Origin of the sequence: Symbiobacterium sp., from assembly GCF_040797425.1 — a bacterium.
Taxonomy (GTDB): domain Bacteria; phylum Bacillota; class Sulfobacillia; order Symbiobacteriales; family Symbiobacteriaceae; genus Symbiobacterium.
Genome location: NZ_JBFNEH010000083.1, coordinates 1 through 8644, shown reverse-complemented (window position 1 = coordinate 8644; position 8644 = coordinate 1). Strand labels below are relative to the sequence as shown.

Sequence of the window (8644 nt, the reverse complement as noted above, 5' to 3'; positions counted from 1 at the left end):
CGCGGCCTCCCCACTGTCGGCATCGACGCCAGCCCCGTGGCGGTGGCCATCGCCCAGGCCAAGCTGGTCCAGGTCACCTCCGACGAGGTGGTCGCCGAGGCGGAGCGCATCCTCGCCGGGCCCGAGCCGGCCAACGTGCCGGAGGGCTCTTCTGGGACCTCGCCTTCCACCCCCGCACCCTGGCGGACCTCTGCCGGCTGCGGGAGGCGCTGCTGCGCGACGGTGGACGTGCTGGACGTCATCGCCCGCCGCGCCCGGTACAGCTTCTCCGCCCTGCTCCATCCGGCCCGGGGCGCATCCTCCTGGTCGACAGCCGGTGCGTGGCGCCATCCCGGCCGTGGACGGGACACCGGTGGGTGGGACAACTCTACGTTGTCAAAAGGGATTCATACTATTGCGGCCTCCCGGTACTGGGAGCAAGTATGCGCAGTGACAACACGCTGTCACTGCCTTGTTTTATGCTCAAGAAGAACACCCGCTTGAAAGGAGGTCCCCGCCCTGGACGCCTACTCCCCCGACACCGTCCTGGCCCACCTCGCCCGCGGCCTGGTCGAAACCGAGCGCATGACCCAGGCCCCGGGCACCACCGGCCTGCCCTATCCCCCCAGCCTCCATATCGGGTGGAACCGTCTCAGCCGCCTGATGCTTCGCCAGGGACTACCCATCCCCCCGTCCCTTCCCGCCCTGCTGGACCTGTGCGAGCAACCCCTCCCCTGGCCGGGGCTGGAACTGGGCGAGGGTGCGTGGTTACCCGGTGACCGGCTTCTCGCGAGCCGGCGCGTCACAGAAGCCTGCATCGAGATCGCCCAGACGGCCGGCGACCTGGAGCAAGAGGAGCAGCTCATGAAGCGCGTGCTCGACCACTGCCGGCTGCGGGGGCCCGAACTCCAGCCGTCCTACGAGCGCTTCCGCACCTTCCTGATCGAAAGGCCCGTCCTCCGCAACATCGAACTGCTGGACGCCACCCGTGAGCCGGAGCTCCGCCCGCTCGTTGACTTCCTGAAGGAGGCCTACGAGTCGGTTCCCCCCTCGTGTCTGCGCGACGGGAAGGTTTACGTTTGCAAACACTGCGGCTGGACCGTCACCTGGCACGGCGGCGAGCCCCGCTGCGGCTGGCAGCAGTGTCCCGGTGACCGCGATCCCCGCAGCGCGGTACCCGTCGCCCACCCCTCGGAGCAGCTCCTGCGGCTGCGCGAAGGGTTATACCGGTACGTCACCGTGCCTGGCCTGGTGGAGCAGGAGTTCCTCCGGCAGGTCCAGCGTCTGGGCGTGAAGGTCGATCTGTACCCCGACTTCGACAGCTGGGACTTCCGCCTCCACCTGGGCGGCGGCGAGACGTGGGCAATCGATCTCAAGGACTGGGCCCGGCCCTTCTGGCTGGCGCGTGAACTGAGAACTACCAGAAAGCATCGGCATGCGCAGGACACCAGGGCCATTATCGTGATTCCCGACCGCCGGGTGAAGGAGTGCCCCGGCTACCTGAACGTTCTCCAAAACTGCGTGGAGGAGGAACAGGGCCTCGAGTACCGCAGCACCAGTAAACTGTTGGCGGAGGTCAGAGAAAGGGTGGGGGGGTGAGTAGATGCGCAACACGTCCGGTTGGCGGGGCCGCCTCCTGGCTGCGGCTCGCAAGGCGGGGGTGCGGGCGGCCGACCACATTCTCATCGATGCCGAGCTCGGGCTCTATCTGCTCTCGAAAGTCGATCCGAATGCTCCCTGTTCGTCCCTCTGGGCGTACCTCAGCGGCTACCGCTTCGTCCCGGGCGGTGCACCCGAAAGTGACCACCTGTGTGCGGTCACACGGCATTACCTGGGCAGCTATCGCGCGAAAAGGCGTTGGGAGCAACTGTTGAGCGAGTATGCAAAGCTGCCCGAGGTGGAGCGGCTCTACACGGTCACGGACCGGGAGGCACCGGCCACATCGCGCCTGGCGCAGCTCTCCGTCTGGCGTGAGCGGGTCGAGGCCTACGACAGACTTCTGACCACGGCACCCGGCTACAAGCGTTACCAGTGGAAGGCGGCTCCTGCGGGGGATTACGTCGTCGAGGACCGCACGGGAACGCTCCATGACGTCAAGATCACCGCTGAGGACCTGACCCATCTCGCGGAGCTGGCTCCCGTTCCCTTCCCGCCGCCCGAGAGACGTCCGCCCAAACAGATCTCGTGGGTCGAGTTGCTGGCTGCGGCCCAGCACTTGGATGAGGCGTGTCCTCCAGCGGAGCGGCAGGGGCCGAACCTCTGCACGCTCCTCGGGCGAATGCGCTACGTGGAGAGCGATGGGTTAACCTTCCACCCCACCGAGGCAATCACCGTGGAGGGGACACGGCACATCGTCGGCCGGGTCGGTGCCGGTAAGACGACCTTGATGCGGGTCCTCGGCGGCTGGGCGCATGTGACCGGCCACCGGGTGGCCCTGGTTGTGGGAGACGTGGCCACCGCCGTGGAGATGGCCACCTGGTTCCGGCGGCGGGGGGTCAGAGCCGTTCCCATTCTGGGTTACTACCGACGCGGCCGGCATGTTGCGCAACTTCACCGTGTGGAGCAGGTGAACGGGCTGAAACCGATCGAGGCCCGGCACGACGGGTACGCCTGGGCGGCTTCCGTCTGTCCCCTGATGGCAGACCCTGTCCCGCCGGGTGACGAGCCCTGCCGGCAGGCGCTGCAGACGCCCGACCGCAAGGAGCGCTTCGACTGCCCCTTCCCCGCCGTGTGCCCCGTGTACGCCGGAGCACGGGAACTCATGGAGGCGTCGGTCTGGATCACCACCCCGCAGGCGTTGGTCTACCATCAGGTCCTGCCGGCGGTGCTCCCCGAGCGCGTGCGCCTGGCCGAACTGGTCTACCGCTGCTGCGACCAGGTCGTGGTGGACGAGTGTGACCGCGTCCAGGCCCAGCTGGACACCCTCTTCGGTCCCGACGAGGTGCTGGTAGGAAGCCCCGACAGCCTCCTGGACCGGCTGAGCCTGCAGCTGCCGCCCCAGGTGGTGAGCCGGCCGTACCTTATGGCCATCAGCGTGGTGAAGGATTGGCTCAACGCGCTCGACGTGGCCCGGAACGCGGCACGCACCCTGATCCACAGGCTTTCCCGCTTGAAGCGGCCGTCCCATTGGCTGCGGGAGGAAGAGTTCTTCACGGCATGGACGCTGCTCAGACGAGTCGCGCGGCGATGCGCGGGCCTGTCTGAACGGGCGGATGATGCAGCGGTGGACGATGCCGCGGCGATTCAGCACGAGGAACGACTGATCGAGGAGTTTACCCGGCTTCTCCAGGATCCGCTGGGGCGGGCCGGCCACGAACTGGGCCGGCTGGCGCTCCGCCTGGCAGACCTGGACGACGAGGCGGATCACCGGCGTGTGGAGGAATGGGTGCGCAACGCGTGCCGGCCCGGGATGCAGCCGGAGGAGGTCGCCGACATCGCGCAGCTCCTGTGCACCGCTCTGGTCATGTTGGTGCTGGAGAATGCCCTCCAGGAGCTGGTGAGCAACTGGGATACGGTCGCGGCGGAGCTGGACCTGGAAGGCGAAAAGTCTGCGGTCTTCCGCGACTTCGCGGCCGACTACCGCCCGGTGCTGATGGAACCGCCCACCGGCGCCCTCTTCGGTTTCCAGTACAGCCGGGACGCCGATGAGGAAACGGGAGTTCTGAAAGTCCTGCGCCTGACGGAAAGCGGCCGGGACCTCCTGCTGCGTTTCCCTTACCTCTTCGAGGCCCTGGACGGAGTGCGGGGGCCCAACGTGTTGCTCACCAGCGGCACCAGCTGGGCGCCTGCGTCCAACCGGTTCCACCTGCAGCTACCCGTACATGGCATCCTGCAGCCGGTGAACGTGAACGAACCCACGATCGAGTGCGCCTTCACCCCGCAGTATGACGGCGATCGGCCAATTGCGGTCTCCGGAAAGTGGGGTGGTGAACGGCACGAAGCGCTCCGGCAGATGACCCGTCGCCTGATCGAGCGCGGGTCGCAAGGACAGAGTCGGTTGGAGCGGGAACGTGCAATCTGGCAAGAGAAGCAACAGAACCGCGGCGTGCTGCTGGTGGTCGGCTCGTATGCCGAGGCGGATACGGTGTACGAGACCATTCGGCTCTGCCGGCCCGACCTGGCCGACAAGGCCGAGAAACTAGTCCGGGATGCCGATTCCGGCTTCGCCGGGGAAGGGGAACGGCCCCGGGGCATGGTGGCGGCCTTTGCCCGGAGCGGGAAATGGTTGCTCATCGCCCCGCTCCAGGCCATCGAACGGGGGCACAACATCGTCGACGAGGACGGCGCGGCCTACATCGGCACGGCCTGCTTCCTGGTGCGGCCGATGCCGCGCGTGGACGACCTCTCCCGGGTGGCAGCCGGACTCAACCGCTGGGGCGTCGAACAAATGGCCCGGCGCCGTGGGAGTGGGGCGATCTCTCAGGCGGAGGCCCTAGGACAGTTGCGACGGAATGCCATCGCCGAGCTCTTCCGCCTGCTGCGCAGCGTGCGGCCTTACGCCCAGCTGGACGAGCGGGACCGGGAAGAACTGCTGTGGACGCAAGCCGTGATGATCTGGCAGACGATCGGGCGGCTCGTTCGCGGGGGCAGTGATGCACGGGTTCTCTTTGTGGACGCCGCTTTCGCCCCCGGTTCGGCGGACTCGCGCCGGCGGGCCGATACCCCCGCGACCTCCTTTCTGCACGGCCTGCGCGCGGTGCTGACCGCAGCAGTATCGGGAGAGGGCGAGGAACGCAGGTGGGACCGTTACGTGACCGAGGCGCTCTACATGCCCCTGATCCGTGCACTGACCCGGATTGGCGGGCTTGCCTGAGAAGCGGGAGGGATTCTGCGTGTACCATCACATCCAGACCCTAGCCTATCATGTGGATCCGGCCAAGTTGGCCCACCTGACGTTCTACCGCCTTCAGGTACCGCGCCGGTGGCGCAAGGCTGCTAGCGAGTTGGCGTGCCGACGGCGCGGAGGCGAGCCGGCATCAGCCCCGGTGGTGAGTCTGAACCGCGTGGTCCAGTACCTTCTGCCCGACCAGTTGGTTGCCGCCCACCGACACGCGTGGAAGGTGGAGCAGGACGTGTACTGGCTCACCGCACTGGCGCCGGTTCAGCCTGAACTCCTGACCCGGATCGTGGCCGCATGGCTGGGTCGGGCCTTCCCCGGCGAAGGTGAGGTACTGGCGGCGAGCCTCGACCCTGGGGAACTGGTCTGGGAGGGCCCTGTCTCACCCCGATGGGGGTCCGACGCCAGGTTCCTGGACGAGCACGGGTACTGGTACAACCTCTTGCCCTACGTGGTGACCACACACCTGGCCCGGGCCGACCACCTCTCCTGGGGTGGGCAGCCTTTACAATTGCGGCGTGTCGCCGACGAAAAGCAAAGCGGCGAAATGATCTCATGGCCGCCACTGGTGCACGGAGGTTACCCCTGGTCCTTGCTCGTCCAGTTCAAGCTGACGACCTTTGTCGACACCGGAGCCCGCCTGCACTTACATGTGGGGGTGAGGCTGTGGGAGAAAGCCCTGAAACGCAGCCGGACGGGTGCGTTTGACCTGAAGACGGGGCGCAGGGCGCTCTACTTGGCACGCCGCGATACCTGGCTGGATGAGAAGCTGCAGGTTCCGGTGTTCGTCCCGGTCATGATCGGGCACAGTTGGAGCCAGGATCCCGCTGGCTGGCAGGGCACAACCGAATGGGCCGACTCCCTCATGGCGTCGGTGCTTTCGGAATTGAGCCTGAGCCCTCTGCCTGCGGTGGGAGAGGTGCTGGCGGACCTACCGCGCGCACGTGAGAGGGGCGTGGCGGGCTTCGTGGCGGCCTTGGTGCGCCGGCCGCAGGAAAACAGGGGGCGGGGGGTCCGGCCGGGCGTTTCGGCTGAAGACCGGGCTCAGCTGTTCCGCTCGATCAGCGCGGAATTGCCGTTCCTGGTTCCGGCGGAACCGACCCCCAGGCACTCACTGGGCAACGCAAGCGGGCGAAATCAGCTGGGCCGGTGGCAAGACCTTACTGCTGAAAAGCGCCGGGATGCCGTTGTGCAATCCTTGGGTGGGCCGCCGAATGTGCGGGTCTTCCACCAGACAGATGAAATGAAGCAGGCCGTTACTGCGGCGTTGCATCATGAGTTCGGCGGCGCCGTCACGGTCGAAGCGGTACCGCTCGGGGCGCTGGGACGCCCGCTGGACCTCGATGGTCGCCTTTCCCGGGAGGCCGTGTGGGCAGCTGTGAAGCGGCGCGCCGACGAGGTCGCCCGGGTGGTGCAGGGGGGAGCGCACGGCGCCATTGTCGAACTGCGCTGGAACCGGCAGGGCGGGAGCACGAGCCCCGACGATCCCAAGGGGGCCATTCGCCTCGGCCTGGCCAAAGCAGGGCTGGTCAGCCAGTTCTTGCAACCACCTGATGACACTGAGGTCGTGAATGCCGAGAATCACCGCGTAACCGGTGCGGTGCGGGACCTGATGCGGCAGTTGGGCATTATGCTGGACTGGCCCCGCCCGGGACTGCAAGGCGAAACCCTTCAGGAAACCTCACTGGTAGCCCTGGCGACCATTCGGCGGCATTCCAACCGCAGGGGGAGACGGCAGTACGCCAAAACGTACATTCCTGTCTTGGTGTGGATGAGTACCGCTGACACACGTCTTCTGGTGCACTATCCGGGTGCCACTGAATGGACCCAGTACCGCGAGGCGGCCACTCGCCTGGCTGTTGCCGACGAGACCGACTGGCGCCAGAATCAGGCCGCACTCCACCACTGGCTCCAGAACCGCCTGCTTCGGGACGTGTTGCCGCAGGGGCGCACGCTGCTCATGGTAGACGGGTACCGGACCCGCGACTGGTGGCCGTGGCTGGCCAACAAGTACGTGACCCTGGATGAGCTGAAGTTCGGTGGAAAGGATCGGATGTGCGATCCGGTACCCGATCCGCTCTGGGCGAACTTGCGGATCGTGCGCATTCTGCCGGGCGACAGCGGGGAGACGGCCCAGTGGTTCGGCCCAGGCCGGGAAAAGGCGGGGACCTCGCAGGGGCTCTTCCAGCTCTCAGCGCGGACGTTCCTGAGTGCGCAGGTGCTTCCGAGTTCGACCAAGAATTTCCTGAAGCCCGGCCACAGCAAGCTGGACAAGCCGGGGCAGCAGGGCTGGCTCCCGCGCTTGATGGAGGTGGCGGTTCTGCTGAACGGTCCAGACGAGGACCCGGCGCAGTGGGCAGCGGTCGCACACCACCTCCGGCTGATGGCCTCACATCACCGGGAAGCGCTGATGCTGCCGCTCCCGCTTCACCTGGCGGCGGCTCTTGAAGAGTACGTGATGCCGGTGCCGGATGAGGAGCTTGAGGAGTGAGTGAGAATGCTCCGCCATGCATCTGTGTGCAATGGCGCGATGCAGGTAAAGTATTGGAACCGCCGTACTCGAGTACTGAATGGTAAGGACTGACATGACCATTACTAACGCAGTTGGCCCCCCGAGTATGTTGCGTGAGCACGCCGGGGTCGGCGGATGCACTCTACGTCGGCGGCAGTCTTGCTTTCCTTTGGTTGTGGGAGGATGACCTGCATGGGTACTCGATCTTGTTACCTGGCCCTGTGGAATGCCGCGGTCAAGTTCTGCATGGAGTACGACGCCGAAGCATTCAAGGAGAACCTTGACTGGTTTCGGTACTTGCCAGCCCCCGGCCAGATCTCTGACGAAGAGTTTTACTTGGAGTACTGTTTTGTCGTACTCCACCCTGGGGTGTCCACGGTGGTAGCCCATTCGGTGTGGGATCGTATCAGACCTATTCTCGACCAGCCGCTCCCAAGGATCGTTCGCAACGAGAAGAGGGTTCGCACCCAGCTTCTGCGTATGTACCGCAACGAGCGTAAGGTGGGCTACATGCTGGATACGGCACGGTACCTCGTTGCAAATCCGGGCGTGGGACGCCGTTTGGAGCGCATGGGCCGCGAGCAGGCCTTGAAATACCTCCAGACCTTACCCGGAATTGGAAAGGTTACGCGGTACCACCTGGCCCGCAACATCGGCTTTGATGTTGTGAAACCCGACCGGCACCTGACGAGGCTCGCCGAGGTGCTAGGGACTACACCAAACGAACTGTGCTGCGTAGTAGCTGAGGAGACGGGCGAGCGGGTTGGAGTCGTGGACTATGTCTTCTACCAGTGGTGCGCCTGGGCAGGGTTCGATGAAGTAGGCGAAGTGGCCAGGGCCATTTGTGCCGCGAGCTAGAAGGGGTGCAGCCTTGCCCTGGCGCGCGGGCACTTTGGGCATAGGCTTCATCCGGCGCAGGGCGAAGTTGGCGTAGAGAGTCGGACCTGAGAGGTTACGTTTGTGCCGCGTTAGAGGGCAGTTGAGACGGTGTTGCACCTGGCCAGGGCCCGGCCGAGCGAGGCCCCGGCGCGGTGGGCCTCCGATGCCCACCAGCTGGGGCCTAGCCGTCCTCTGGCGCGCTGATCGGTCCATGTCAGCAAGAGCGGTCGAAAGGAGGCATTCAGCTTGCCTCGCGACAGAATGGAGGCATTTGACTGCGTCTTAGGGACCTTGGGGGAGCTTTGGAGCATTGCTGCGAATGCTGCGCCGACATGCGGGCTGTCTTACCTGCTGGAGTGCGAGTTGCACGCACTGAACGGAATGCGTATTCCGGACGGATTCGACCACTCATTCCGGTCGAATCCGTCCACTTATTA

4 protein-coding genes and 1 pseudogene are annotated in these 8644 nt (G+C 65.8%); all 5 read left to right on the top strand.

Annotation, left to right across the window (positions count from 1 at the left end; genetic code table 11):
• Positions 1-483, top strand: a pseudogene (locus tag AB2385_RS16075) (hypothetical protein); the annotation flags it as partial.
• Between the two features lie 15 nt (positions 484-498).
• Complete coding sequence (locus tag AB2385_RS16070) at positions 499-1578, top strand: hypothetical protein (RefSeq protein ID WP_367656027.1); 1080 nt, start codon at positions 499-501, stop codon at positions 1576-1578.
• 4 nt (positions 1579-1582) lie between these two features.
• Positions 1583-4792: a hypothetical protein gene (locus AB2385_RS16065; RefSeq protein WP_367656026.1), complete on the top strand. Its 3210-nt coding sequence runs from the start codon at positions 1583-1585 to the stop codon at positions 4790-4792.
• A gap of 616 nt (positions 4793-5408) precedes the next feature.
• A complete protein-coding gene (locus AB2385_RS16060; RefSeq protein WP_367656025.1) occupies positions 5409-7307 on the top strand; it encodes an RNaseH domain-containing protein in 1899 nt (632 codons plus the stop codon).
• 213 nt (positions 7308-7520) lie between these two features.
• Positions 7521-8186, top strand: coding sequence for a hypothetical protein (locus AB2385_RS16055; protein WP_367656024.1), 666 nt, complete (start codon positions 7521-7523; stop codon positions 8184-8186).
• Positions 8187-8644 lie beyond the last annotated feature (458 nt).